The sequence below is a fragment of the Vibrio sp. 10N.261.51.A4 genome (assembly GCF_041471945.1).
In the GTDB taxonomy this organism is placed as follows: Bacteria; Pseudomonadota; Gammaproteobacteria; order Enterobacterales; family Vibrionaceae; genus Vibrio; species Vibrio crassostreae_C.
Genome location: NZ_JBFRPJ010000001.1, coordinates 210,103 through 236,955 on the forward strand (window position 1 = coordinate 210,103; position 26,853 = coordinate 236,955).

23 protein-coding genes are annotated in these 26,853 nt (G+C 45.0%); 14 read left to right on the forward strand and 9 right to left on the reverse strand.

Features of this window, described 5'->3' with window-relative positions; all coding sequences use genetic code 11:
- Window positions 1-205 precede the first annotated feature (205 nt).
- From thiI to rlmM, 5 genes are all read left to right on the forward strand, one after another.
- The gene (gene thiI / locus AB4384_RS00880) at window positions 206-1,654 is read left to right on the forward strand and encodes a tRNA uracil 4-sulfurtransferase ThiI (RefSeq protein ID WP_029235325.1); all 1,449 of its coding nucleotides are present in this window, start codon (window positions 206-208) and stop codon (window positions 1,652-1,654) included.
- A 671-nt stretch (window positions 1,655-2,325) separates the two neighbouring features.
- Window positions 2,326-3,234: a transcriptional regulator GcvA gene (locus tag AB4384_RS00885; protein ID WP_012604639.1), complete on the forward strand. Its 909-nt coding sequence runs from the start codon at window positions 2,326-2,328 to the stop codon at window positions 3,232-3,234.
- The gene (locus AB4384_RS00890) at window positions 3,227-3,850 is read left to right on the forward strand and encodes an alpha/beta fold hydrolase (protein WP_102319949.1); all 624 of its coding nucleotides are present in this window, start codon (window positions 3,227-3,229) and stop codon (window positions 3,848-3,850) included. The genes AB4384_RS00885 and AB4384_RS00890 overlap by 8 nt, the downstream gene beginning before the upstream one ends.
- Window positions 3,840-4,238: a DUF423 domain-containing protein gene (locus AB4384_RS00895; protein WP_102319950.1), complete on the forward strand. Its 399-nt coding sequence runs from the start codon at window positions 3,840-3,842 to the stop codon at window positions 4,236-4,238. The genes AB4384_RS00890 and AB4384_RS00895 overlap by 11 nt, the downstream gene beginning before the upstream one ends.
- Window positions 4,235-5,326 carry a 23S rRNA (cytidine(2498)-2'-O)-methyltransferase RlmM gene (rlmM, locus tag AB4384_RS00900; RefSeq protein WP_017070491.1) on the forward strand — a complete coding sequence of 364 codons (1,092 nt, stop codon included), beginning with the start codon at window positions 4,235-4,237 and terminating at the stop codon, window positions 5,324-5,326. The genes AB4384_RS00895 and rlmM overlap by 4 nt, the downstream gene beginning before the upstream one ends.
- A gap of 80 nt (window positions 5,327-5,406) precedes the next feature.
- Here the strand turns inward: rlmM and xni are convergent, their stop codons facing one another.
- The 5 genes from xni to queF all read right to left on the reverse strand — a co-directional run bounded on the left by xni (window position 5,407) and on the right by queF (window position 12,728).
- Complete coding sequence (gene xni, locus AB4384_RS00905) at window positions 5,407-6,180, reverse strand: flap endonuclease Xni (protein ID WP_017069498.1); 774 nt, start codon at window positions 6,178-6,180, stop codon at window positions 5,407-5,409.
- A 93-nt stretch (window positions 6,181-6,273) separates the two neighbouring features.
- On the reverse strand, window positions 6,274-7,638 hold the full coding sequence (gene ppnN, locus AB4384_RS00910) for a nucleotide 5'-monophosphate nucleosidase PpnN (protein ID WP_017060771.1): 1,365 nt from the start codon (window positions 7,636-7,638) through the stop codon (window positions 6,274-6,276).
- A gap of 243 nt (window positions 7,639-7,881) precedes the next feature.
- Window positions 7,882-9,447, reverse strand: a complete 1,566-nt coding sequence (locus tag AB4384_RS00915; RefSeq protein WP_081229491.1) for a GGDEF domain-containing protein — start codon at window positions 9,445-9,447, stop codon at window positions 7,882-7,884.
- A gap of 118 nt (window positions 9,448-9,565) precedes the next feature.
- A complete protein-coding gene (locus AB4384_RS00920; protein ID WP_372128727.1) occupies window positions 9,566-11,824 on the reverse strand; it encodes a tetratricopeptide repeat protein in 2,259 nt (752 codons plus the stop codon).
- A 58-nt stretch (window positions 11,825-11,882) separates the two neighbouring features.
- On the reverse strand, window positions 11,883-12,728 hold the full coding sequence (queF, locus tag AB4384_RS00925; RefSeq protein WP_372128728.1) for an NADPH-dependent 7-cyano-7-deazaguanine reductase QueF: 846 nt from the start codon (window positions 12,726-12,728) through the stop codon (window positions 11,883-11,885).
- 131 nt (window positions 12,729-12,859) lie between these two features.
- Here queF and syd point away from each other — a divergent pair, with 131 nt between their 5' ends.
- The 3 genes from syd to AB4384_RS00940 all read left to right on the forward strand — a co-directional run bounded on the left by syd (window position 12,860) and on the right by AB4384_RS00940 (window position 15,789).
- Complete coding sequence (gene syd, locus AB4384_RS00930) at window positions 12,860-13,405, forward strand: SecY-interacting protein (RefSeq protein WP_372128729.1); 546 nt, start codon at window positions 12,860-12,862, stop codon at window positions 13,403-13,405.
- Between the two features lie 4 nt (window positions 13,406-13,409).
- Window positions 13,410-14,186 carry a Zn-ribbon-containing protein gene (locus tag AB4384_RS00935; RefSeq protein ID WP_017060766.1) on the forward strand — a complete coding sequence of 259 codons (777 nt, stop codon included), beginning with the start codon at window positions 13,410-13,412 and terminating at the stop codon, window positions 14,184-14,186.
- A gap of 397 nt (window positions 14,187-14,583) precedes the next feature.
- Entirely contained in the window at window positions 14,584-15,789 is a 1,206-nt protein-coding gene (locus AB4384_RS00940; protein WP_372128730.1) for a carbohydrate porin, read from the forward strand.
- 91 nt (window positions 15,790-15,880) lie between these two features.
- Here the strand turns inward: AB4384_RS00940 and AB4384_RS00945 are convergent, their stop codons facing one another.
- From AB4384_RS00945 to metN, 3 genes are all read right to left on the reverse strand, one after another.
- A complete protein-coding gene (locus AB4384_RS00945; RefSeq protein ID WP_017060765.1) occupies window positions 15,881-16,690 on the reverse strand; it encodes a MetQ/NlpA family lipoprotein in 810 nt (269 codons plus the stop codon).
- Between the two features lie 66 nt (window positions 16,691-16,756).
- On the reverse strand, window positions 16,757-17,440 hold the full coding sequence (locus tag AB4384_RS00950) for a methionine ABC transporter permease (RefSeq protein ID WP_017060764.1): 684 nt from the start codon (window positions 17,438-17,440) through the stop codon (window positions 16,757-16,759).
- Window positions 17,430-18,464: a methionine ABC transporter ATP-binding protein MetN gene (gene metN / locus AB4384_RS00955; protein WP_017060763.1), complete on the reverse strand. Its 1,035-nt coding sequence runs from the start codon at window positions 18,462-18,464 to the stop codon at window positions 17,430-17,432. Before metN ends, AB4384_RS00950 begins: the two co-directional genes overlap by 11 nt.
- A gap of 207 nt (window positions 18,465-18,671) precedes the next feature.
- On the opposite strand from metN, the gene gmhB reads away from it, so the two are divergent.
- From gmhB to treC, 5 genes are all read left to right on the forward strand, one after another.
- Window positions 18,672-19,256, forward strand: coding sequence for a D-glycero-beta-D-manno-heptose 1,7-bisphosphate 7-phosphatase (gene gmhB / locus AB4384_RS00960; RefSeq protein ID WP_017060762.1), 585 nt, complete (start codon window positions 18,672-18,674; stop codon window positions 19,254-19,256).
- 112 nt (window positions 19,257-19,368) lie between these two features.
- Entirely contained in the window at window positions 19,369-19,710 is a 342-nt protein-coding gene (locus AB4384_RS00965; protein ID WP_017060761.1) for an MliC family protein, read from the forward strand.
- A gap of 91 nt (window positions 19,711-19,801) precedes the next feature.
- Window positions 19,802-20,746 (forward strand): trehalose operon repressor TreR, encoded by a 945-nt coding sequence (gene treR, locus AB4384_RS00970; RefSeq protein WP_017060760.1) that lies wholly within the window; start codon window positions 19,802-19,804, stop codon window positions 20,744-20,746.
- Between the two features lie 205 nt (window positions 20,747-20,951).
- Complete coding sequence (gene treB / locus AB4384_RS00975; RefSeq protein ID WP_017063347.1) at window positions 20,952-22,376, forward strand: PTS trehalose transporter subunit IIBC; 1,425 nt, start codon at window positions 20,952-20,954, stop codon at window positions 22,374-22,376.
- 141 nt (window positions 22,377-22,517) lie between these two features.
- Window positions 22,518-24,203 carry an alpha,alpha-phosphotrehalase gene (treC, locus tag AB4384_RS00980; protein WP_137001648.1) on the forward strand — a complete coding sequence of 562 codons (1,686 nt, stop codon included), beginning with the start codon at window positions 22,518-22,520 and terminating at the stop codon, window positions 24,201-24,203.
- A gap of 180 nt (window positions 24,204-24,383) precedes the next feature.
- Here the strand turns inward: treC and AB4384_RS00985 are convergent, their stop codons facing one another.
- Window positions 24,384-24,986, reverse strand: a complete 603-nt coding sequence (locus tag AB4384_RS00985) for a YitT family protein (RefSeq protein WP_017060757.1) — start codon at window positions 24,984-24,986, stop codon at window positions 24,384-24,386.
- 347 nt (window positions 24,987-25,333) lie between these two features.
- Here AB4384_RS00985 and glyA point away from each other — a divergent pair, with 347 nt between their 5' ends.
- Window positions 25,334-26,584: a serine hydroxymethyltransferase gene (glyA, locus tag AB4384_RS00990; RefSeq protein WP_017066387.1), complete on the forward strand. Its 1,251-nt coding sequence runs from the start codon at window positions 25,334-25,336 to the stop codon at window positions 26,582-26,584.
- The last annotated feature ends 269 nt before the right edge of the window (window positions 26,585-26,853 follow it).

The window sequence follows — 26,853 nt, forward strand, 5'->3', positions numbered from 1 at the left end:
TTTCGAAACCTGCTACTGTTAATAACAAGCGGTTTAATGATGGTGTTACAGCAAGCACTCTTTTCCTTGCTTCACTTTCTCATGTATAATTCGCGCCCTTAGATTTAGATATGATCTATTCTTGCTTCAAGTGCTGTGTAAATTCTCTAATTTACTTGGCGATGAGCGTTTTCAAAATTTTGAACATTAATGTTGTGAAAGTACTATGAAATTTATTGTTAAGCCCCATCCGGAAATTTTTGTAAAAAGTGAATCGGTGCGTAAGCGCTTCACAAGGATTCTAGAGTGCAACATTCGTAACGTTATTCAACGTCGCTGTGAAAGTGTTGCGGTATTCAACCGTCGCGATCATATTGAAGTGACGTCTGAGAGTGACCAGTACTACGCAGAAGTGTTAGAGGCTCTGACTCACACTCCAGGTATTCACCACTCTCTTGAAGTTCAACAGTCTGAATTCAAAGACTTGCACGATATTTACGAGCAAGTACTAGAACGCAGCCGTGCTGACATTGAAGGCAAGACTTTCTCTGTACGTGCTAAGCGTCGTGGTAAGCATGACTTTACCTCTATTGAACTTGAGCGCTACGTAGGCGGCGGTCTAAACCAAGCAGTTGAGTCAGCGAAAGTTCGACTTAAGAACCCTGATGTAACCGTTAAGGTTGAAGTGGCTAACGACAAGCTAAACCAAGTTCTAGCTCGTCACAAAGGCCTCGGTGGCTTCCCTCTTGGTACTCAAGAAGATCTACTGAGCTTGATCTCTGGCGGCTTTGATTCTGGTGTTTCAAGTTACCTGCACATCAAACGCGGCTCTAAGGTTCACTACTGTTTCTTCAACCTTGGTGGCCCAGCGCACGAGATTGGTGTTAAACAAGTGGCTCACTATCTATGGAATAAATACGGCTCATCTGCAAAGGTGAAGTTCATTTCTGTAGACTTTGAACCTGTGGTTGCTGAAATCCTTGAGAACGTAGAAGACGGCCAAATGGGCGTTGTTCTTAAGCGTATGTTCATGCGTGCTGGTGGTATGGTTGCAGACAAGTTCAAGATCGAAGCGTTGGTTACTGGTGAAGCACTAGGTCAGGTATCAAGCCAAACGCTAACTAACCTGCGTCACATCGACAACGTGACAGATACTTTGATTCTTCGTCCGCTTATCAACTGGGATAAAGAAGACATCATCGACCTTTCTCGTATCATCGGTACTGAAGACTTCGCTAAGGTAATGCCTGAGTACTGTGGTGTTATTTCTAAGAAGCCAACAGTGAAAGCGAAGAAAGGCAAACTGGAAGCAGAAGAAGCTAAGTTTAACTTTGAAGTGCTGGATCAAGTGATCGAGAACGCTCGTGTTATGGATATCCGTGACATCGAGAAAGAGAGCCAAGAGCAAGCGCCTGAAGTTGAACAAGTTCAAGCTGTTGCTGAGCACGCTATCGTTCTTGATATCCGTAGCCCAGAAGAAGAAGACGAAAGCCCATTAGAGATCGAGGGTGTTGAAATTAAACACATCCCATTCTTCAAGCTTTCGACTCAGTTTGGCGACCTAGACCAAGCGAAAGAGTACTTGCTGTACTGTGACCGTGGTGTAATGAGCCGTCTACAGGCACTTTACCTACAAGAGCAGGGCTTCCATAACGTTAAGGTTTACCGCCCATAGTGGTGTGTTGACCAAGCGTTAATCATTTTGCAAAGCCGTTTACTGAAAAGTAAGCGGCTTTTTTATTTTCTATTGTGAATGATTTACAGTAGTCAGACAGAGGCGTGAGTTTGGGCGTGCTATCGTCATGCTCAGCTTTGAAATTTTTGATTGATAGAAAGAGTGTGTTCTAAACGGGTTTATAAGTACCGAAGAAGTGTGAGTATCTTGAAGTATTCTGTTACTTTTTAGTGCAACTCAATGGTGCTATTTGTATGTGTTCAGTTGATTATTTGAGTGGGTGTCTGATTCTGTGATTGGCGATGAAAAATAATAAAAATTAATTAGCACAGCTATTGATAAACTTGTTGTTACATTTCTTTGCACATAAAAAAACACCGCCCATAAGGCGGTGTAAACAAATTTGACAGACAGGTCAAAATAAATACAGGAAGTACATGCCTCGTTTCAGTATAAACTGCAACAAAACATTTGGTAGAACTCTACCCAACTCGAAAAGAACGAGTTTGCAAACACAACATCGCAGGAGCTAAGCCAATTGATTCTAGAGAGAATCAAGCCGTTCAGGCTAGCTGCTGCGGGATGAAATATAGAATTTCTCTGGCTGCTAGGCAATGGACAAATTATAATGTTTCAGATAAAAAAAACTAATGCTTATTTAGAGAGTAACTATGTCTCGTCGATTACCCCCATTAAACTCGCTAAGAGTGTTTGAAGCTGCAGCTCGACACTTGAGTTTTACGCGTGCTGCAGAAGAGTTGTTTGTTACTCAAGCGGCAGTCAGTCATCAGATCAAAGCGCTTGAAGAATTCTTATCTTTGAAGCTGTTTCGCCGAAGAAACCGCTCTTTGCTGCTAACTGAAGAAGGTCAAAGCTACTTCTTAGATATCAAAGATATTTTCACATCACTAGCAGAAGCGACAGACAAAGTGCTGGAGCGAAGTGAGAAGGGCGCATTGACCATCAGTTTACCGCCGAGTTTTGCTATTCAATGGTTGGTACCAAGGCTCGCTGACTTTAATCAGCAAGAGCCTGATATTGATGTAAGAATCAAAGCCGTTGATATGGATGAAGGCTCGCTAACCGATGATGTAGACGTCGCTATCTATTATGGCCGAGGTAATTGGTCGGGGCTTAGAGCCGATAAGCTTTACCAAGAATACTTGATCCCTCTTTGCTCACCTTCCGTGCTGCTAGGAGTAAAACCATTAGAATCTCTCAGTGATTTAGCATGTCATACGCTATTGCATGATACTTCTCGAAAGGATTGGAAACAGTTCGCTAAGCAAAATGGCATCGATGGGGTAAACGTTAATCACGGCCCTATCTTCAGTCACTCAACCATGGTGCTGCAGGCAGCGGCTCACGGCCAGGGCATTGCTCTGGGTAACAACGTGTTGGCGCAGCCTGAAATCGAAGCGGGTCGTTTGATTGCGCCTTTTGATGAAGTGTTGGTGAGTAAGAACGCCTTCTATGTGGTTTGTCATGAGAAACAAGCCGACATGGGTCGTATTGCTACCTTCCGCGACTGGATGCTAGCGAAAGCGCAAAGTGAACAAGAGGACTTACTCGATGAATAACGTCATCATTGATGGTGAAGACAATCCCATCACCTTTATCTTTGCCCATGGTGCTGGCGCAGGCATGGAGCATGAGTTCATGCAGTCGGTAGCCAAAGGGTTAGCCTTTAAAGGGATACGAGTGATTCGTTTCAACTTCCCTTACATGATTAAACGTGCTGAAGATGGTAAGCGTCGTCCACCTGACAGAGCGCCTAAGCTACTTGAAGCCTATCAAGAGATTATTGAGCAGGTTGATGCCGATAAGCTTGTGATTGGTGGTAAGTCGATGGGAGGGCGTATGGCGAGCCATTTGTCTGAACTTGATAAGGTGGCCGCAATGGCGTGTTTAGGCTTTCCTTTCCACCCACCAGGTAAACCCGAGAAATACAAAGGTGAGCATCTGGCTGAGTTAGCAAAGCCATGCCTCATTTTACAAGGTGAGCGCGATACCTTTGGTAAGCGTGAAGAGTTTGCTGATTTTGATCTGTCTGATTCTATTCGTGTTGAATTTATTCCCGATGGCGACCACAGCTTTAAACCTCGTAAGAGTTCTGGTTACACCGAGCAGCAGAATATTGCGTTAACCGTTGAGAAGTTATCAGCGTTTATCAAAGAGGTACTCAATGAGAAGTAAGTATTTACTCACGTTTGCTGGCATCTCTGGTGCGGTTGCTGTGATGCTTGGCGCATTTGCAGCTCACGGTTTGAAAGCTATCTTGTCTGAATATCTGCTAGGCGTGTTTGAGACGGGTGTTCAGTACCAATTTATCCATACTCTAGCGATATTGGCGTGTGGCGCTCTGCTGCAGATGAAACTTGGCGCTAAATCACAAAAATATTTTTTCATTGCGGCAATTTGCTTTATCATCGGCATCCTTTGTTTTAGTGGCAGCCTTTATGGCTTGGCACTGACAGGAATAAAATGGTTTGGCCCTATCACTCCGTTTGGTGGTCTACTATTTATCATTGGTTGGGGAGTCTTCTCCTTCGCTGCTTTGAATATAAAAGAGGTAACTCAGTGAAACACGTACTACTTTATTGTCGCTCTGGTTTTGAAAAAGAATGTGCTGGCGAAATTCAAGACAAGGCAACACAACTGGAAGTGTTTGGTTTTCCTCGCCTAAAGAACAATACAGGTTTTGTATTGTTTGAATGTTACCAAGCAGGTGAAGCGGACAAGTTGATCAAAGAGATCGATTTCCAATCACTGATCTTTGCTCGTCAAATGTTGGCAGTGGCTGTTGAAATTAAAGACCTGCCAACCGATGACCGTATTTCTCCAATTCTTGAGGCGCTTTCTGAGAAAGAAGGTTTCCCTCGTTGTGGTGATATCCGTATTGAAACGCCAGATACTAACGAAGCAAAAGAGCTTTTGAAGTTCTGCCGTAAATTTACCGTGCCGATGCGTCAAGCGATGCGTGGTAAAGGCCTGATGACAGCGAAAGATAACGCTAAGAAGCCTGTGCTTCATTTATGCTTCATCGCTCCGGGCCACTGTTTTGTTGGTTACTCTTACCCAACGAACAACTCCCAGTTCTTTATGGGTATCCCTCGTCTGAAGTTCCCATCAGATGCGCCAAGCCGTTCTACATTGAAGCTAGAAGAAGCATTCCACGTATTCATCCCTCGTGATGAGTGGGACGAGCGTTTGGCTCCAGGTATGTGGGGTGTTGATTTAGGTGCATGTCCAGGTGGTTGGACTTACCAATTGGTTAAGCGCTCGATGTTCGTTCACTGTGTTGATAACGGCATGATGGCAGACAGCCTAATGGAAACAGGTCAAATTAAGCACCACATGGTGGATGGCTTTAAGTTTGAACCAGACCGTAAGAACGTAACTTGGATTATCTGTGACATGGTTGAGAAGCCAGCTCGTGTTGCTCACCTTATGGGTGAGTGGATCATCAAAGGCTGGGCGAAAGAAGCACTGTTCAACCTTAAACTGCCTATGAAAGGCCGTTACGATGAAGTACTGCAAGATATCGAGAACCTAAAAGTGTTCCTGATTGAGAACAAAGTGAAGTTCAAGATGCAGGCTAAGCACCTTTACCACGATCGCGAAGAGATCACGGTCCACATTCAGGCGCTTTCAAACATCTCACCGCACTAATATTTACGTTAGTGTGTCAGTGATAAAAAATGCTCCTTTAAGGGGCATTTTTTGTATCAATATTATCGAGTCACAGCGACTTAAGCGTTTGCTTCGTAACGAATATCTTGCAGGTTGAACCCTAAATCAATATCGGTTTTGAGTGCCGATACTTGCTTACATACACGAGCGGATTCGATGTGTTCGTCGAACTTCTTACGATATTTTTTCGGCAGATCTTCTGCTTGATAGGCCGCTTCGATATCTGGGTAAGTGGTCAATATCTCTTTGGCTGCTTTTGGCCCGATACCTGGGATGCCCGGTACTTGGCTTGAGCTTACGCCCGTTAATCCCCAGTAATCCGCCAGTTGTTCAGGTTTAACGCCAAACTCAGCTTCGATAAAGGGTTTATCTAACCAGCGGTGCTGGAAGTAATCTCGGATCTGAAGCGTTGGTGACAACAGTTGGCAGTAGCCCTTATCCGTCGAGACGATGGTGACGGTTTCTCCGTGGTCAGCCACTTTCTTTGCCAGTGTTGCGACGAGATCATCCGCTTCATCGCCATCAGACAGCAGTGAATCAATGCCTAACTCCCACCAAGCTTGTTGAATAGCATCAAGGCCTTTCATCAATGGTTCTGGCATGGGTTTACGATTCTGCTTATAAGCAGGAAGCACATCTGCGCGCCAGCCACGGTCTTGTAAATGGTGATCAAATACCGCGATGATGTGGGTGGGCTTTGATTCATTCAGAATCTTATTGAGAGTGCGAATTGTGGTGGTAATGGTTCTTGCTATATCGGTTGGATCCGGCTGAACAGAGTGCACGCGTCGGATGAGGTTTAAGGCATCGATAATAACAAGATGGATAGACATAAGTTTCCACTAAATAGGCAATAAAAAAGGGGCTGCTAGCCCCTTATAGTAACGTATCACTTGGTGAGTTGAAACGTTGGTAACGTAAACGCCTTAATCACGTGAGGCGATTTTATAGCAAGGCACGTAGTCGGTCCCTCCCGGTAACTTCATTCGATGTTGCTCAACAAAGTCATTCAGCAGTTGGTCCATCTTGGTCATTAGCTCTTTGTCGCCATCAATTAGGAATGGGCCGTGCTTCTCGATCTCCAGAATACCCTCTGCTTTGACGTTACCAGCCACAATGCCTGAGAACGCTTTACGTAAATTAGCGGCTAGGCTTTCTGTTTTTTGGTCCATATGAAGATCAAGCGCCGCCATAGATTCGTGTGTTGGGTCGAATGGCAGTTGGAACTCAGGCTCAATATGCAGTGACCAGTTGTAGCTGTAGGCATCACCGGTCTCTTTACGGTGAGAACGCACATCTGGCATCGCTTGTTTCATGATTTTCGCAGCGCGTGCTGGGTCATCAATCACGATCTCGTAATGTTTCTGCGCATCAGGCCCTAGAGTTTCCCCAATGAACTTATCGATTGAGCGGAAGTAAGCCTCACTCTCTTTCGAGCCCGTTAACACAATCGGCATTGGTTGTTCGGCGTTATTCGGGTGCATCATGATCCCTAAGATGTACAGCAGCTCTTCCGCCGTGCCGGGGCCGCCTGGGAAAATGATGATGCCATGCGCCATACGAACAAAAGCCTCAAGACGCTTCTCAATATCTGGCATGATCACCAGTTCGTTCACGATTGGGTTTGGTGGCTCAGCCGCAATGATCGAAGGCTCGGTAAGCCCCAGATAACGATGATCGGTGTAACGCTGCTTCGCGTGACCAATGGCAGCCCCTTTCATTGGGCCTTCCATCGCACCCGGTCCACAACCGGTACAGATATTCAGTTCACGCAGGCCGAGTTCATTACCCACTTCACGAGTGTATTGGTACTCGCTGGCATTAATAGAGTGACCACCCCAACATACAATCAGGTTAGGCTCGATGCCCGGCGTCAGCGCACCTGCATTTCTCAAGATACCAAACACAAGGTTGGTAATGTGAGTGGCATTAGTCAGGTTGAGTCGTTGGTTATCGGCTAAATGCATGTTGACGTAAACAATGTCACGCAACACTGAGAATAGGTGTTCTTGAATACCCTTGATGATTTCACCATCGACAAAGGCGTGCTCAGGTGGGTTGCTCAGTTCGAGCTTAATACCACGCTCACGGCGCACCACCTCAACATCGAACGACAGATATTTGTCGAGCAACTCTTTGGAGTTGTCGGTGTGGCTACCCGAGTTCAGAACCGCTAACGTACAGTTACGATACAGTTGGTACAGATCACTAGACGCGGTTTTCTTAAGACGCTCAACCTCAAGTTGAGAGAGTAAATCCATGCTACCGGCAGGGCTGATATGAGTGATCATAGTGCCTCCTTGTTGAAAAGAGCAGGGGACGTTGAAGTGACCCTCTGGCTCGAGAGTGAGAAGCAAACGTTGAAAGTGTTTGGTTAAAGGTAGGAGAGAGTTAACCAGACGAAACGGATACGACAGCGTTGCTTGCCAATAATGCTTGTTAAGCGAATGTTAATCATTAGCTTAGCAAACATTGAGGGAAATGGTATGTGATAAGTATTTGAAAAAATGAAATAAATTAAATCTAGGGCTGGCCTAGTGCCAAACAAGTTGGTTGTTACCGCGTTGTTTTGCTTTATTTAGCGTTGTATTGAGTCGCTCTAACACTTCTTCCGGTGTATCTGACTCTTTAAACTGAGTACTTGCCGCGCATAAAGTGATCGTGATTTGCTGGTCACGGAATTTAAAGGGCAGGCGGCTTACTTGAGTTTGAATGTTCTGAATCACCTGATGGCAATATTCATCGGTTTGCTCTGGCAGCAATAACACAAACTCTTCACCTGAAAAACGTGCCACAGTATCGGTGGTGCCTGCTTCTTTGGTAATAGTTCTTGCGATGATCTTGAGTGCTTTGTCGCCCGCGGTGTAACCAAAGCTATCGTTAATTGCTTTGAAGTTGTCGATGTCGAGCAGTACTACGCGTAGCGAGTGTTGCGCGCGGATCCAGCGGCGATACTCAAGCTCTAAGCGATCAGTAAAGGCAGTGCGATTGTAAACCTTGGTTAGAGGATCAAGCAGCATACGCTGAGCCTGATCTTCCAAGCGCTTACGGTAATCTTGCGTCACTTCATAGAGTGAATCTAACTGAGTCTTTCCGTAACTCATTCTCTCTATCAGAGCTTGTTCTTTTTGCTCTGCGTGGTTCAGCCTTTCCGAAAGAGAGGCGATTTCACTGAGTAGCGGATTAATCGACAGCTTTAAACTATCAATATCTTTCGCTTTATCTACCGAGCTTTGGCTTCTAGTGACTAGTTCATTTAACTCAGAGTTTAGACCTTGTCGGTGCTCAAAGTAGCTCTGGCTCTGGTCGGCATTTTGGTCTGCCGTTTTGATGCTGGACGCTAAAGAAGAATTAAGCTGATCGATGAATTGTTCAGACTTCTTACGTTCTAGGTTGGTGCCTTCAATAACCAGTTTGAGGATCTGAAGTGTTAGCTCAAGTAGGTTTTGTGTGGAAACACCAAGCAGCAGCTTCGCTCGAATATCGGTAAGCAGATCACCCGATTCACCCTCGAAGTCGAGTTCAGTGATCAGATGTTGTAGTTCGTTTGATAGGTCGGAAAGGAGCTCTTGTTCCGGAGAGTGCGCAGCGTCAGCAAAATGGGTGCGTGAGTTATTCGCCATAATCTTTATGGCACGCTCATAAATACCGAGAAGTTTCATGGCGTGGTCGACTTTCTGACTGCCATTGCATTCGGAGAAGCTAAGTAAGTTTCGTAGGTCGCGTTTGAGCTGTGCTGGAAGGCCAGTTATGCGCTGCAGCGTTTCCCCACTGTGCTTAATGCTATCGTCCAGATACCCGTTCTGTTTATCCATAGCCAACGTTTTCTGCTTAAGCATCCTTTCTAATACTGCCAGTTTTGGGATCATTGAGCTAATGTCTTTTTGCTTTTCTAGCTCTTCCCTAAGGGCAATGAGGTTTTCATCTAAATGGCTGTTACTACCAACACATGCATCACTTAAAGACGTGACGATACGCTTTAGAACTTTCTGTTCTCTAATAAACTTGAACGAGGTGTCTCTTTGCGTCAAACGGACCTGCTCCAACTGAGATTTCAGCTGGTGGAGTTGCGCCTGAATGTCTTTTTCAAGAATGCCCATAGATGTATTTATTAGCGCCGCGTAGACCGATCTCGATCATTTTGATGAAATTCCGTTACATCGATAATAACAAAACTAAAAATAAGGTCACGACTTGCTGCTCTTAACCGCTCGCAAATCAGTCATCTTTTAGCATTTTTTTGATGTTGTCCTCATTCTGGTACGAGGATTGTATTTTTATTAACCCTTGATTAATCGCATGTTTACACGCTTCTCTTATGTTACCAGTTGCAAGGCTCGCTGCTGGTGCATTATCGATAGCTTTTAGATAGACCCATTGGCTACTGCGCTCTTTGAGACTGATCTCACGGGCGAGATTGGTCGACATCAACAATACGTCGAGCAGCTCTTGATCGTTAATTGCGGTGTAAGCGCGTGGCAAGAATGGGTAGTCAGCGATGCCCATACGGACCGTTCGGTTGATGTTTCGCTCTGTTTCGAAGTCATTCACCCAAGACTGAATCTTTCTGAACATGTCCTCAGGCGACAAATCACGGTCCGCGTTTGGCTCGATATAAAGCAGGTTCGCATCCGAGAAGTGGTAGACACGAGCTGGGCCTTCAAGCTTAGATTTTAGGAATTCACCGAAAGCGTCTTCCAGTTCTAGACCGGCTTTGTAACCGTTCTGCGTGTACATATTGCGTAAGAACGGTAAATCAATCATCACGAAGCGTAAGCGGTCGTTGAGTGGCTCATGAATCAATTCGCCAAGTTGCCACTGTTCGAAGGTCTGGCTGGTTTGTTCCAGCGAGTTAGAGAGCTTCGCATTGAGCATTCTTAAGTTCGGAAGCTTTGAACGTGAGTGCGTAAATAGGTCGGTGCGCAGTGAGTCCACTTCTTTGGCTAAGGTTTGAATGAGATAGCCACGGCGCAGAACAAAGAAGAACAAGACAATGCTGAACAGGAATAGGGCGAACGATATTTTTTGGAACTTACGATGCTCCAGTTTGTATTGCTCTAGCTCTTGCGCTTGGCCTGCGTAGTGCAGGGTTTGTTCGGCAAATTCTTTCTGTTGACGGAACGCGTCTTCGCCAACACGGTTGAGTTTTTGCTGCTCTAGAGAGACAAGGCTGTTGTATTGCTTGAGGTTTGCCAATGCTTGCTGTGGACGACCTGCCTGTTCATAACCCAAAGAAAGTAAGTAGTACGAGCGTTGTGAAAGGCGCATGTTCTCTATCTGGCGTGAGATCTCAAGTGCACGTGTCGCATGCTTTATCACGTCTTCGCTTTCTTGTAGGTGATACGCTAACCCTGCAGATAACAGTGCAGCACGGCCTTCCAGCTTTGGAATGTCGGTATATTCCAGCAGCTCAAGGGCACGGGTTAGGTACTGTTCTGCTAGAGGGTAGTTATAAAGGCGTAAGTAGGTCGCCGATAGACTTAGTCGGATATCAATGACTTGGTGGATATCTCGGTCAGTGCTTTCGTGATCAAGAACGTTGAAGAAGTGTACCAAGGCAAGGTTATATTTCCCTTGATAGAAGTACACATCCCCCATTTTCTTAAGCACTTGTGCTAAGACAGGCGAGTTTTCAAAGTTGTCATAGAAATCAGCGGCTTGAGATAGGTGTTCTAACGCCTTATCCAACACTTGGCGCTCAAAGAAAAGCTGCGCAAGTAGGCGGTTGACCTTGGCCAAACGTGAACTTAGATTGCCCTCTACTGATTTCCAGTAGCCATACAACAACTCGGATAACGCGTGGTTGTACTCTTTGTGAGTCAGATAAAACTCGCCGACGGAGATATGGTAGTCGATGGTGACTTTTTCAGAGTAACGTTGATCGAGATAGGTTTTGGCTTCTTGATAGAACTTTTCGGCTTCATCGATCTTGTTGTCGTAAGAGGCGATGTCGGCTTTCAACATGATCAAGCGATAGGTAATGCCTTCCGTTAAGCGTAAGGTTTTATTCACCGACTCTAGATTTTTTTCAATGTTAGTGAGCTCTGATTTTGCTTTGGCTGATTTTCTATCACTCAGCCAAAGTAAGCGAACTTTTAGGATCTGAAGATCTATTTTTAGGTAATCAAGCTTATAGGTTTGCGCTAGCTCGGAGGCTTTGTCGATGTGCTGAATCGCAATACGCATATTGCCAAGGTTGTATTCCGCTTTGGCTAAGATCTTATACGCATCGATACTGCTGTTTGGTGTTCGAATCGAGGAGTCTGTCTCTTCGCGAGAAATAGCTGAAGGGCTTTTCTCGCGTTGATCAGAAAGGACACGCAGCGTTAGGTAGCTGTTGGCCATTTGTTTTGCTTGGCTCGGCTCGATCTCAACCAAATTATTGGCTTCATTGAGTAGCGCCGACGAATAAACCGACGCATTGACCGATGTGCTTAAGCTTAAAATAAATAGACTAACAACGTATAACCAACGCATTTCAATGTCCCTTTAAAGATTTGGTAGGTTCAAATAAGTGTGGGTGGTTCTCGCCTGATTATTGGCGAGCCATACGCTTATTGTGGCTTGGTCTATCTTGCTCTGTTGAACGGTATGGGTTGATATCCAGACCACCACGACGTGTGTAACGTGCGAACACAGTTAGCTTCGAAGGTGCACAGTATTTCATGATGTCAGTGAAGATACGCTCAACACATTGTTCGTGGAATTCATTGTGCTCACGGAAAGAAACTAAATAGCGTAGCAGAGCTTCACGGTCAATTTGCTTACCAGAATATGCGATCTCAACGCTGCCCCAATCCGGTTGATTGGTGATCAAACAGTTCGACTTCAATAGGTGGCTGTGCAGTGTTTCTTCAACGTCTTGTTCGCCAGCAGCGCCTTCAAGCAGCGACGCTTCAAAGTCGTAGCTAGTGATTTGGATGTCTTGGTTGTCGATACAGTCACCTTCCATCGTCACGATAGGTTGGTTAGTGTAGTCGGTTACTGAGTTTACATTCACAATCACCGTTTCGCCTGCACATGCCGACAAATCTTGGGTCAGGCGCTCGGTTACTTGATCCCAGTTTTCAAATTGAGTCTGGTTGTAGCTGTTCAGGTACAGCTTGAAAGATTTTGATTCAATTAAATTTGGGCTGGTTGCTGGGATGAAAACTTCACCGACAGCCACTTGTGGTAGACCATTGGTGTTTAGCCACGAAAGCTCGTACATCGTCCAAATATCATGACCAACAAAAGGCAGCTCGCCGTTTAGCGCAAGATCATCGCGATTAAGGCTACGAGGCACTGGTTGCAATAAACTTGCATTGTATTGGTTAGAGTACTCAGTTTTTTGGCCAAGGGTTAAACCCGCTAGCTCTTTTGCGTCAGAATATTTGCTCATACTTTCGTTTCAAATTCGATTAGAATGGGGTCGATTTTACTGAATCCCCCTTACCCTGTCATTAAGTCATCGCTTAATCGGCGCGGAAAGGGCTCGGATTCTATTTATTATTTTGTGTTTAGGAGATTTTCATGACTCAACGTGCTCAAGACGCACTACTTTCTTTTAGTCAGCGATACGTTGACGCGTGGCAGCAGAAACACCAAAGCTTACCTCGTAATGAGGAGTTGGTGGACATCGTATCGCCATGCGTAGAAGAAAAGAGTGGCGATGCCGTGTTGTGGAAGCACTATCCACGTGAGCAATTCGCGGATTTCACCAACGTTGAAACCGGTATTGAGTTGACTCTGCATGAAGACATCAAAACTTTCTACGGCGCACAATTCAGCGCAGATATGAACGCAACTTTCGATGGTAACGAATTGACTCTGTTACAGATTTGGAGTGATGAAGACTTCGAATGCCTACAAGAAAACATTTTGGGTCACCTAGTAACTCAGCGTCGCTTGAAGCTAAAACCAACGGTTTTCATTGCCGCGACCGATGCTGAGCTGGATGTTATCTCTATCTGTAACCTAACGGGTAACGTGATTTTGGAGCGCTTCGGTACCAAAAATCGTGATGTGCTCGCCGAGACATTGGCAGAATTTTTAGAAAAGCTACAACCAGCGGTATAAATAGATGTACGTACTAGAACTTCAATTTGAGTGTTTTGATAACACAACGGTAAGCGCTGTCGACAAGGCGGTTAATGGCTTAATGGATGCACTTCGTTATAACGGACAAGTGTTAGGTCGTGAGTTCCCAATCGTGATGGGCGATGGGGAATTCTATGTTCGCGTTGTGTGCCCGGAGCAAGATAGCTTGCACCCGCGGAATCACTCAGACTTTGTGAAAGTGTGTTTTGATCGCTTGTCTAACGCGAGCCTACTAGCGCCTAAAATGCGTTTGCTCGGTCGAGATCTGAACTCAGAAGAAGTGGCAGAAGATGAAACACCAAGCTGGCAGGTGTTATACACGACATTCGTGCACACCTGTTCACCGCTGCGTAGTGGCGATAGCTTGCTACCAATCCCTTTGTATCGCAATCCACCTACCTTCAATGGCGACCATAAAGCCGTGTTGAAATGGCAGACCGAATGGCAAGCCTGTGATGAAGTACAAATGGGTGGTGGTTGTCGCGCGGAACATGCAACGCTAACCGAGATCAGTGACACGAAGAGTGTGCTGTTTAAACGCGGTTGGGGTCTAAGAGGGCGCATTGAGTATCTGACTAAGGTTCCAACCTACTACTACTTATACCGTGTCGGTGGGATCAGCCTGAAAGATGAAAAAGAGCGCAAATGCCCGCAATGTGGTGGTGAATGGCTGCTAGATGCGCCTATCCACGATATTTTCTATTTCAAGTGTGATGACTGCCGATTGGTGTCAAACATCTCTTGGGATCACCTGAAGTAGTCTTCTTGTGGTTATTTAAGCGTCATGCTTTAGATATCGGAGTGCTATTTAGTGCTCCGATATTTTTTTTTATATTAAATGTTTAGCACCTTGTATCATCCCCGATGCAGTGACTTCGTTACCTGTCTTAGCTCGATCTTTGTTACTCTCTTATCGTTACCCACTTCTCCTTTCAATACGCACAGAACGTGATATTCAGCTCTTTCTGTAGCACTAATGTATTCATTGAGATAATCCAACTCCCATCAACTTTTAGTTACCTCAATAGTTAGCCTGATCACAATAATCAATCAGTTCTCTTTCAATTTATATTCTGCTCAATATAAATGGGATCGATCCCATGGGAATATTCCCATTGTGAATAATAACCTGATTCTAGATCTGAAAGGAATGGACGATGAAACTGTTACCTATTGCTGCTGCACTCTCTACTGCTTTACTTGCCCCTAATTTATACGCTGATGAAACCACGCCATTGGAGTTCAATGGCTACATGCGCGGCGGCGTTGGCTTGAGTAATGAAGGCGGCTCAAACAGCAAGTGGGAGGTGAGTAAAGTTGGCCGACTCGGCAACGAAAATGACCTGTATGGTGAGTTTGGCTTTAAGAAAGAGGTGTATGCTGAGGACGACGTTTCATTTTTAGTTGATTCCATGTTGTCGTACTGGCAAGGCCAAGATGAGAATGCCGCGGATAAAAGCGTGGATGTGGTGCAATTGAATGTTCAAGCGGTAGGGCTTTTTGAAGATAAGGACATTGGGATTTGGGCGGGTGAGCGCTACTACCAACGTCATGATGTGCACATCGTTGATAACTACTACTGGGATGTAAGTGGTATTGGTGCCGGCGTTGAACACATCAATATGGGCCCTGGTAAATTATCGGTGGCTTTGATTCAAGACACGGTGACTGGCGATGTGTTTGATGGCAAAGAAACCACAGCCATGATTGCTGATGTGCGTTATGCAGGCATTCCATTGTGGAACAATGCGGATCTTGAGGTCGGTATTGATATGAACTTCGCCAATGAAAAACAAGGTCAAACGGTAGATGCGGATGACAGCGTAATGCTAACGGCGAGCCTGAATCAAAACCTATCAGGCGGCTTCAATAAAACTATTCTACAGGTTGCTAACTCTGGTTATGCCGAGCAGATGACGACTTTTGGAACGGGTAAAGGCATTGTTCGTGATGCAAACAACAACGACGCCGAGGGTTTCCGTTTGATTAACTGGGGCGTGCTTGCGATTGGTGAGAACATTGAGTTTGGCCATACTGTGCGTTATGCCGCGTCAACCGGTGTGGGTGCTAATAACAGTGATGATGACTCTTTCAGTGCAGTTATTCGTCCGCTTTATAAGTGGGACAAGCGCATGCGTACCATTCTTGAAATTGGTGGTTTTGTAGAAACGATTGATAACCAAGATGGGGCAGGTGGTAAATTCACCATCGCTCAGGCTTGGGTTCCACAAGTGGGTTTCTGGTCTCGTCCTGAATTCCGTATCTTCGCCACTTACCTGAATGATGCTGAAAACGACAATGCCTTCGGTGAAGGTAAAAACAGTGAAATGAGCGTTGGCATGCAAGTGGAAGCTTGGTGGTAAGTCGAACTTTCTGGTAAATCCTAACCAACAAAAAGAGGCTGACGTTATGTCAGCCCCTTCGGGTATCTATACAGTGCTGTCGTTTAGTTGATTACCAACCTTTAACGACGCCACCTTGGAAGATGTCAGAAGCTGCGTTGTACACTTCTTCAGTTTGGTAAGCTTTAACGAAGTTTTGTACGTTTTCAGCGTTTAGGTTGTCTTCACGAGAAACGATTAGGTTTACGTAAGGAGAATCTTTGTCTTCAACGAATACGCCATCTTTTTGTGGAGTCAGGTTGATAGAGCTCGCGTAAGTTGTGTTGATGATAGATAGAGCAACATCATCAAGAGAACGTGGCAGTTGAGCTGCGTCTAGTTCAACAATCGTTAGGTTCTTAGGGTTACCCACGATGTCGCGAACTGTAGCTAGAAGACCTGCGCCTTCACGAAGTTCAAGAAGACCTTGTTGCTCAAGAAGAAGTAGAGAGCGACCTAGGTTTGTAGGGTCGTTTGGTACAGCAATACGAGCACCGTCTTGGATTTCGTCTACCGATTTCACTTCTTTAGAGTAACCCGCAATTGGGTAAACAAACGTGTTACCAGCGATAGTTAGCTTGTAGCCACGGTCAGCCACTTGCTGATCTAGGTACGGTGCGTGTTGGAATGCGTTGATGTCGATAGAACCATCATCTAGAGCTGCGTTTGGTGTTACGTAATCCGTGAAAGTAACCAGTTCAACGTCTAGGCCGTATTTCTCTTTCGCTACTTTAGCTGCCACTTCAGCAACTTGCGCTTCTGCACCTGCCATTACGCCAACTTTTACTTTAGAAGTATCCACTTCTTTATCGCCACAACCTGCTAGAACTAGCGCTGAAGCTGCTGCTGCGATAGTTAGTAAACCTTTAAGGTTAAATTTCATAATAATCTCCTTTTAATAAATCTATTTAATTAGGTTCAGACGACTCTACTCTTTATGTGTGAGTCTTTATCTGTGGTCAACACGGCGAACTAATGAATCACCGATTGATTGAATAATTTGTACCAGCACAATCAACATCACTACTGTCACAGCCATGATGGTCACATCGTAGCGGTGGAATCCGTAACGAATCGCGACATCACCTAGGCCACCTCCGCCTACAGTACCGGCCATTGCTGAGTAGCTCACCAGAGTCACGAGCGTAATCGTTACTGAGTTGATGATAGTCGGTAGTGCTTCTGGAAGCAGAACCTTATTGATGATTTGTGTTGGTGTTGCGCCCATTGATTGGGCCGCTTCCACTAGACCTGTTGGTACTTCAAGTAGTGCACTTTCGATAAGTCGAGCCACGAATGGGATAGCGCCAATCGTCAGTGGAACAATCGCTGCTGTTGTACCGATGAAGGTACCAATCAGCATCTTAGTCAGTGGAATAATCGCAACCATCAAAACTAAGAAAGGTACTGAACGACCCACGTTCACAATCGCACCTAGAATCTTGTTTACTTTGGTGTTCTCTAACAGGCCACCTTTTTTAGTCGTATGCAGAATCACGCCTAGTGGAATACCGACCGCGAAGCCAACAATGCCTGCAACAGCAACCATGTAAAGCGTTTCGCCTGTTGCGCCTAATAGAAGGTTACCGTTAAGGCTGATCCAGTCAGCAATCTCGTTGAAACTAAAGGACATAACCAAGCACCTCTACTTTTACATTGTTGTCGCGTAGGAATTGGATAGCAGCATTATCATCTGCTTCATTACCGAACAGTTCAGCGACCATCATGCCGAACTTCACGCCACCGGCGTAATCAAGGTCAGAACTTAAGATGCTGACATCGATATTGAATTTACGTGCGATTTGCGTCATTAGCGGAGCATCAACCGTTGCACCAGTAAACTCAAGACGCACCAGCGGGTAGCTGCTGTTTACGCGAGTCTCTTGCAAACGTGCTTGGTAATCTTCAGGGATCGTCAGATCCAACGTTGAGCGAATAAACTGATGCGCTAGCTCTGTCTTCGGATGAGCAAAGATGTCACCGACTGTACCTTTCTCTACCAATTCACCGCCGCCAATGATCGCAACCTCGTGACAAATGCTTTTAACCACATCCATCTCGTGTGTAATAAGCAGGATAGTGATGTTCAGCTTGCGGTTGATTTCACGCAGCAGCTCAAGGATAGATTGAGTTGTTGCTGGATCCAATGCGCTGGTGGCTTCATCACATAGCAGTACTTTCGGGTCAGAGGCCAGTGCGCGAGCAATCGCCACACGCTGCTTTTGACCACCACTTAGGTTTGCCGGGTAGGTGTCACGCTTATCAGCAAGGCCAACCAGTTCAAGTAACTCGCTGACTTTCGCTTCAATAATCGCTTTATCTTTACCAGCAAGTTCTAGAGGCAGTGCTACATTGTTAAATACAGTACGAGAAGACAGCAGGTTGAAGTGCTGGAATATCATGCCGATGTTACGGCGCGCTTCGCTAAGCTCTGATTTGCTGAGTTTTGTTAGGTCGATACCATCAACAATCACTTCACCCGAAGTCGGGGCTTCCAACATATTTACACAGCGGATTAGGGTACTTTTGCCTGCACCTGAAGAGCCGATGACTCCAAAGATTTGACCTTGAGGAATGTGGAGGTTGATATCAATTAAGGCATTGATTTCTTTAGTGCCTTGATAAAAAACCTTATTGACTTGATTCACTTTAATCATAGAGAAACCCGTGCAGGTAGAACAGAATAATATGTCGATAGCTCGCTCGATTTACAGACGATGCTATGGTGTTCTATGATCTAAGTCAATAGATATTTTTACGTCTAGACGGCTAAACGTCGATTGTATGGCTAAGCTAGAAACAAATCGTTAACGAACGCAAAACTAAATAGATAGTGATGAAGCAAATAAAGCGTGTAATAATTAATGATTAATAGAGAGTTGATAGAGAACAAAATTTTGTCTAAACCTGCTGTTTTTTTAGATCGTGATGGAGTGATTAACGTTGATCACGGCTACGTACATGATGAGCATGACTTTGAATACATCGATGGTGTGTTTGAAGCGGCGAAAGCGTTTAAAGATATGGGTTATTTATTGGTGCTAGTGACCAACCAATCTGGTATTGCTCGCGGCATGTTTAGTGAAGACCGTTTTCTTTCTTTAACGCAGTGGATGGATTGGAACTTTGTTGATAATGGTGTCGAGCTCGATGGCATTTATTACTGTCCTCACCACGCTGAGCACGGTATTGGTGACTACAAGCAAGATTGTGAATGTCGTAAGCCAAAGCCAGGCATGTTCATTTCTGCTCGTGACTTTCTGAAGATTGATATGGCTAACTCGGTCATGATCGGCGATAAAGCGGAAGACATGATGGCTGCAGAAGCAGCAGGTGTTGGTACTAAAGTCTTGGTAAGAACGGGTAAACCCATCACTGAAAAAGGTGAAGCGTTGGCTAGCGTGGTACTTGATAGCATTAAAGACGTACCCGCTTTCTTAAAAGGCTAAACGTTTTATTTATCACTAAGGTATGGACCTATCATTAGGCACTTACATTAGGTTTGTTCGAACCTGTGAATAGGCTAAGTGTCGTTGACTATATAAAGATGAGGAACGAAGTATGAAAGCTATGTTGGTAGCATCTCTATGTACAGTAGCATTGGTTGGGTGCTCTAAATCAGCAGCCCCTGAGACTGATAGCGCAACATCGAATGATCAATTCGCGACTTATCAATGTGAGTCTGACGTCTCGTTTGATGTGTCTTACCTTGATAATGAAAAAGCGGTACTACGCTTGCCTGATAATGAATACCGCCTGACTCAAGTTCCAGCGGGCTCAGGAACCAAATACATCTTAGATGATGGCACTTCAGAGATGATTAACAGCATCACTTTGCGCACGAAAGGTGACAATGCGCGTCTAGAACTTGGTCGCGTAGTCTATCGAAATTGCCAAAAGTAAGTCATAGTAAGAACTGCTAGTATTTACAAACAGTTAAGTGAGGGAATCTACCCTCACTTTTTCTTCTCTTCCCTTTAACGTTAGACTTTTTATGAGCAAAAAACTCACTATTCTTGATATTGCAAAGCTGTCCGGTGTTGGTAAGTCAACCGTATCACGCGTTCTGACCAATGATCCAAAAGTGAAACCTGAAACCCGTGAAAGGGTGGAAAGAGTAATTCAAGAATCTGGGTACACGCCTTCAAAATCTGCGCAATCGATGCGCGGTGGCAGCCAAAAAGTCATCGGCGTGATTATCTCTCGTTTGGACTCTCCCTCTGAAAACAAAGCCGTTAGCACGATGCTGGCCGAGTTGTATCGAGCGGATTACGATGTCGTGATCATGGAAAGCCAACTTGATAGAGATAAAGCCAATGAGCACCTGCAAGTTCTAAAGCGTCGTAACGTTGATGGCATTATTGTATTTGGTTTTACTGACTGCGATATTCCGGCAATCGAAGCTTGGGAACACAAAGCGGTGGTGATTGCTCTGGATACCGAGAACGTGACGTCGATTAACTATGATAACCAACAGGTGATCAATAGTGCGTTGGTGCATTTATCGGATCAAGGGATCTCTGACGTTGGCTTTATCGGGGTTGATCCTAGTGATAAATCAACCGGTGAACTGCGTCTTAAGGCTTATCTCGATTGGTGTGAAAACACAGGTTCAGTGGCAAACTATCGTACTGGTCAACTTCATCACGAAAGTGCTTATCAGCTGGTGGATGAGGTGTTAACTCCCGCGACTCAAGCGATCGTTTGTGCCAGTGATACGCTGGCTCTTGGTGTAATCAAGCGTCTGCAAGAACTACAACGTGAAGATGTGGTCGTCACTGGCGTTGGTGGTAATGATCTTCTCTCTTTCTTATTCCCACGAGTATTTAGCATTGATCCTGGTTACCAATCTGCAGGTAAGTTGGCTGCTAATCTATTGATCTCTCAGCTTTTAGGCAATTCAGAGATCTCTCATCATACGCAATCTCCTATTCTATAATCCACTCAATTAAGCGAAATTGAACGGCTTAGATTAAAATTAGAGTGTGATCTCTTTCAATTAATGGGATTGTTCCCATTTTAATTTATCATTCATACGGGCATTATAATAACCGTAATTGGGAATGTTCCCATAAATCTAAGTCTGAGTGATTATAGCTTGCATGGTTTAGATGAGTAATTGAATGAAACCAGGGTGGGGTAGTATGAGTAAGATAGCGAAGCAAGACGTTGCGCGTCTTATCGAGTTAGTCGGTGGTAAAGAAAACATTGCGAGTGTCAGCCACTGTCTGACTCGACTGCGTTTTGTATTGAACGATACAGAGCAGGCCAACAAAGCTGAACTCGAAAAACTGAAGCTAGTAAAAGGCTGTTTTACTAATGCAGGCCAATTCCAAGTTGTGATTGGCACTGAAGTTGATGAAGTGTACGCACTTCTGATTGAACAGACAGGTAAAGAGGCATCATCAAAAGATGAGGCGAAGCTGGCTGCTCGTCAAAACATGAACTTCCTTGAGCGTGGTATCTCCCATTTAGCCGAAATTTTCGTACCACTGCTGCCTGCCATCATTACAGGTGGTTTGATTCTTGGTTTCCGTAATGTGATTGGCGACATTCGCATGTTCGACGGCAAAACCCTCGTTGAAATCAGTCAATTCTGGGCAACCGTTCACTCTTTCTTATGGTTGATCGGCGAAGCTATTTTCTTCTTCCTACCGGTTGGCGTGTGTTGGGCTACGGTTAAGAAGCTTGGCGGAACCCCTATTTTGGGTATCACGCTCGGTGTGACCTTAGTTTCACCACAACTCATGAACGCATACATGATAGGTAAATCGGTACCTGAGGTATGGGATTTTGGACTGTTTGTGATTGAGAAGGTCGGTTATCAGGCTCAGGTGATCCCTGCAATGTTAGCGGGTGTGGCTTTGGCGTTCATTGAAACCAATCTTAAGCGCATCGTCCCAGCTTACTTGTACCTAGTGGTTGTGCCATTTGTATCGATTATTTTGTCTGTGATTCTAGCGCACGCTTTCATTGGCCCATTCGGTCGTATGTTAGGCGATGGTGTGGCATTCGCGGCTAAAGCGGCAATGACAGGTGATTTTGCGATTCTTGGTTCAGTGGTATTTGGCTTTCTTTACGCACCTTTGGTTATCACGGGTATTCACCACACAACCAACGCCGTGGATCTGCAATTGATGCAAGACTTAGGCGGCACACCAATCTGGCCTTTGATTGCACTATCAAATATTGCACAAGCATCGGCAGTAGTGGGCATCATTATCTTGAGTAAGCGTGAAGGTGAACGAGACATCTCGGTTCCTGCAGCAATCTCAGCCTACTTAGGTGTAACAGAGCCTGCGATGTACGGTATTAACCTTAAATACAAATTCCCAATGCTCAGCGCAATGATTGGTAGTGCTGTTGCAGCCGCAATCTGTGGCAGCGCAGGTGTGATGGCGAATGGTATCGGTGTTGGCGGCTTGCCGGGCATCCTATCGATTCAACCTCAATATTGGTCGATTTACCTAGTCGCGATGCTGGTGGCGATAGTACTGCCTATCACGTTAACCCTGTTCTTCTACAAGCGAGCCCAATCAAAGGGTGAGTTAGAAACCGCCAACGCGTAATGCATTTAATAAGCGATGACTCCAAAGTGAGCCATCGCTTTTTCTCTTAGTTATAGCTTTTTCTTTTAGTTATAACGGCTATTCGACCATGATTCACATGGTGATTTTTATTTTATATTTTCTGGTAAGTGAGTGTTAGAGATGGCGATGACTGAGCATGATGAAAGTTGGTGGAAAACCGCAACCATCTATCAAATCTACCCAAAGAGCTTTTGTGACAGTGGCAGTAAAGGTACTGGCGACATCAACGGGATCATTTCAAAACTGGATTATCTTAAACACTTGAGTGTGGATGCCATTTGGTTAACCCCAGTTTACGCATCCCCAATGATCGATAACGGCTACGATATTTCAGATTACTACGCGATTAACCCGCAATTCGGCACCATGGAAGATTTCGACCTATTGCTGGCTGAAGCGCACCAACGTGGTATTCGTATCGTGATGGATATCGTGGTAAACCACACCTCAACAGAACATGCGTGGTTTCAGTCAGCATTGGGTGATAAAAACAGCCCATACCGCGACTACTACATATGGAAAGATCCTGTAAACGGCCAAGCACCAACCAACTGGCAGTCTAAGTTCGGTGGTAATGCATGGGAAATGGATGAAGCGACGGGTCAGTATTTCCTACACCTATTCGCGAAAGAGCAAGCCGACCTTAACTGGGAGAACCCGGTTGTACGCGAAGAAGTGAAAGACGTCATTAGCTTCTGGGCTGAGAAGGGCGTTGATGGTTTCCGCTTGGACGTGATCAACCTGATTTCGAAACAGCAAGACTTCCCCAATGATGATATCGGTGATGGTCGTCGTTTTTACACTGATGGCCCACGAGTGCACGAATACCTGAAAGAGATCAGCGAAGCGGTATTCCAGAAATACGGCAGCGTGACAGTAGGCGAGATGTCTTCAACGACACTCGAGCATTGCCAACAGTACTCAAACATTGATAACAGCGAGTTATCAATGGTGTTTAACTTCCACCACCTTAAGGTGGATTACACCAATGGTGAGAAGTGGACTAATGCGCCGTTTGATTTCTTGCAGCTCAAGTCGATCTTCAATCATTGGCAAACGGGTTTGAACGGCAAGGGCTGGGGCGCATTGTTTTGGTGTAACCACGACCAACCGCGAGTCGTGAGCCGCTTAGGTGATGATCAGCAATATCGTGTTGAGTCGGCCAAGATGTTGGCTGCTTCTGTGCACATGATGCAAGGCACGCCTTATATCTATCAAGGTGAAGAGATTGGTATGACCAACCCTGGCTATACTGACATCAGCCAGTATCGTGATGTTGAGAGTACCAATATGTACGACATCATGGTTAACCGTGATGGTGTGGCTCATCAAGATATGATGGCGATTCTAGCGCAGAAATCTCGTGATAACTCTCGTACACCAATGCAATGGAATAGTGAGCCTTACGCCGGATTCTCACAAGCTCAGCCATGGCTTGATGTAGCGAATAATTACTCTGAGATTAACGCTGAGCAAGCACTGGAAGATAAAGATTCTGTATTTTACTTCTATAAGAGCTTGATTGAGTTACGCAAACAAGTACCAGTGATTACGGATGGCAGCTATCAAGATCTATTGCCTGAGCACCCGTCGGTATTTGCGTACTCTCGTGAGAGTGAAGGACAAACTCTGCTGTGCATTAACAACTATTATGGTGAAGAGGCTGAATGCGTTTTACCTGAACGTTTTGAGATGGCAAAGGCTAAGAGCTTGTTGTCTAATTATCAAGTGAGCGAGAGTTTAGTGGCGTCTCATCATCAAGTTTTGCAACCTTACGAGACTCGTATTCTTTTGATCGAAGGTTAGCCTTGTTTTTATTTCAATCGGCTTGATTCTCTTCCCCTTAAAGGATTCGGCTGTTAAAAGGCTTTGGAGTGCTCCCCAAAGCCTTTTTTGTTTTAGTGATGGCTGGAATATCGTGCCTCGAGTCTACTTGCTAGAAGTTTGAGCATCGAGTGCCAGCAACGACAGAGCAGGTAATGAACTTTAAGACGCGTAATTCACCGAGTAGCGAGTTGGTTTGTGGTTCATTGCCAATACGATGTTCAATACTGCGGTGCCTAATACAGATACGGCAATCACCCAAGGTGACACGAAGAAGAACGATGCAAACAGAATACACGCATCAATACCCATTTGTGTTTTGCCTACCGAGATACCGTAGCGGTCTTGGATAAACAAGCACAGTACGTTGAAGCCACCCAGACTTGAGCGGTGACGGAATAGGATTAGCATACCTAAGCCCATTAGTAAGCCGCCGGCAACAGCACAATAGATCTCGTTATGAACTTCTAGCGAGATAACTAAGTATAAATGATCGGCAAACACAGACACTAAAGCACCAGAAATCGCACTGCTAATAGCAAAGCTACGGCCGAATCGTTTCCATGCTAATAAATAGAATGGACAATTGGCAACAAAGTACAAAATACCAAAGGTTACAGGCAAGAATTGACTCAAAAGCAGAGCCAAGCCAGTAGTGCCCCCGGTAAGCAGGTTCGCTGACTGTAAAAAGAAGACGCCTAACGCCACTAAAAACGTGCCAGTGAGAATCGCTACCCAATCTTCTTTACGTGAGTGTTTTTCCATCGTTTTTATAATTACCTAACCAATAAAGGCGTGCATAGTAGAGAAAAACCTTAGCTTTCGGTAGCTTGAGGGGCAAAATTAAGGTAAACCTATGTAATCTGCGTTTTACAGGGTGTAAAGCGTAAAATTGACAGTAAGCGCCATCTTTGGTTGGATAAGCCAAATAACCATGATGAATCTTATTTGTGATTATGAAAAAACTGCATGATAAAATTGCAATTAGCTCTTTATGACCTAGATCAAATTATGTAGAATGCGTCACATCAAAACGGTGACGGAAACGTTTGCTTTCGGTCGTTGTGTGGTTTTTTTGAAACTTTCAGTACAATCTGAGTCAGGAGATACAGATGCTTAAGCGTGACATGAACATTGCTGATTACGATGCGGATCTATTCGCAGCTATCCAAGAAGAAACTCTTCGTCAGGAAGAGCATATCGAACTTATCGCTTCAGAAAACTACACAAGCCCACGTGTAATGGAAGCTCAAGGTTCTCAGCTAACAAACAAATACGCTGAAGGCTACCCAGGCAAGCGTTACTACGGTGGTTGTGAGTACGTAGACAAAGTTGAAACTCTAGCAATTGAACGTGCATGTGAACTATTTGGTGCAGAGTACGCAAACGTACAGCCTCACTCAGGTTCTCAAGCAAATAACGCTGTATACATGGCACTACTAAATGCAGGCGATACGGTTCTAGGTATGAGCCTAGCACACGGTGGTCACCTAACTCACGGTTCTCCAGTAAACTTCTCTGGTAAGCTTTACAACATCATCCCTTACGGTATCGATGAAGCGGGTCAAATCGATTACGAAGAGATGGAAAAGCTGGCTATCGAGAACAAGCCTAAGATGATCATCGGTGGTTTCTCTGCTTACTCTCAAATCTGTGATTGGAAGCGCATGCGTGAAATCGCTGACAAAGTAGGTGCTTACCTGTTCGTAGATATGGCTCACGTAGCAGGTCTAATCGCTGCAGGCGTTTACCCGAACCCAGTGCCACACGCTCACGTAGTAACTACAACGACGCACAAAACGCTTGCGGGTCCTCGTGGTGGTCTAATCCTTTCTAACGAAGGCGAAGATCTTTACAAGAAGCTGAACTCAGCAGTATTCCCAGGCGGCCAAGGTGGTCCTCTAATGCACGTTATCGCTGGTAAAGCAGTAGCGTTCAAAGAAGCTCTAGAGCCAGAGTTCAAAGAATACCAAGCACGCGTTGTTGCTAACGCAAAAGCAATGGTTGCTGAATTCCTAGCTCGTGGTTACAACATCGTTTCAGGTTCTACAGAGAACCACCTGTTCCTAGTTGACCTAATCAACAAAGACATCACAGGTAAAGAAGCAGATGCAGCACTAGGTGCAGCAAACATCACTGTAAACAAGAACTCAGTACCAAACGACCCACGTAGCCCATTCGTTACTTCAGGTATCCGTATCGGTTCTCCTTCTATCACTCGTCGCGGTTTCTCAGAAGCAGACGCGAAAGAGCTAGCAGGTTGGATCTGTGACATCCTAGATAACATGGGTGATGAGTCTGTTATCGAAGCGACTAAAGCAAAAGTACTAGAGATCTGTAAGCGTCTACCGGTTTACGCTTAATTTTTCTGGCTCAAATAGCTTAATTTCTGTGTCAAAGGTGCTCATTTACATTCGTAAACTCCGCGCCTTTTCCTTGAACTAAAGCTATTTGATTGAAAAATACGATTTGAAAGGCTCCTGTTGGGAGCTTTTTTTGTTTTTTTTGGTATTACGTTGTCGAGCATGCTCACTTACATTCGTAAGCTCCGCGTGCTCTCCTAGAATTTCAAACAACTACTTTGAAAAATATTGATACTAGAGGCTCCTTAATAGGCTGTCTCTTGATCACA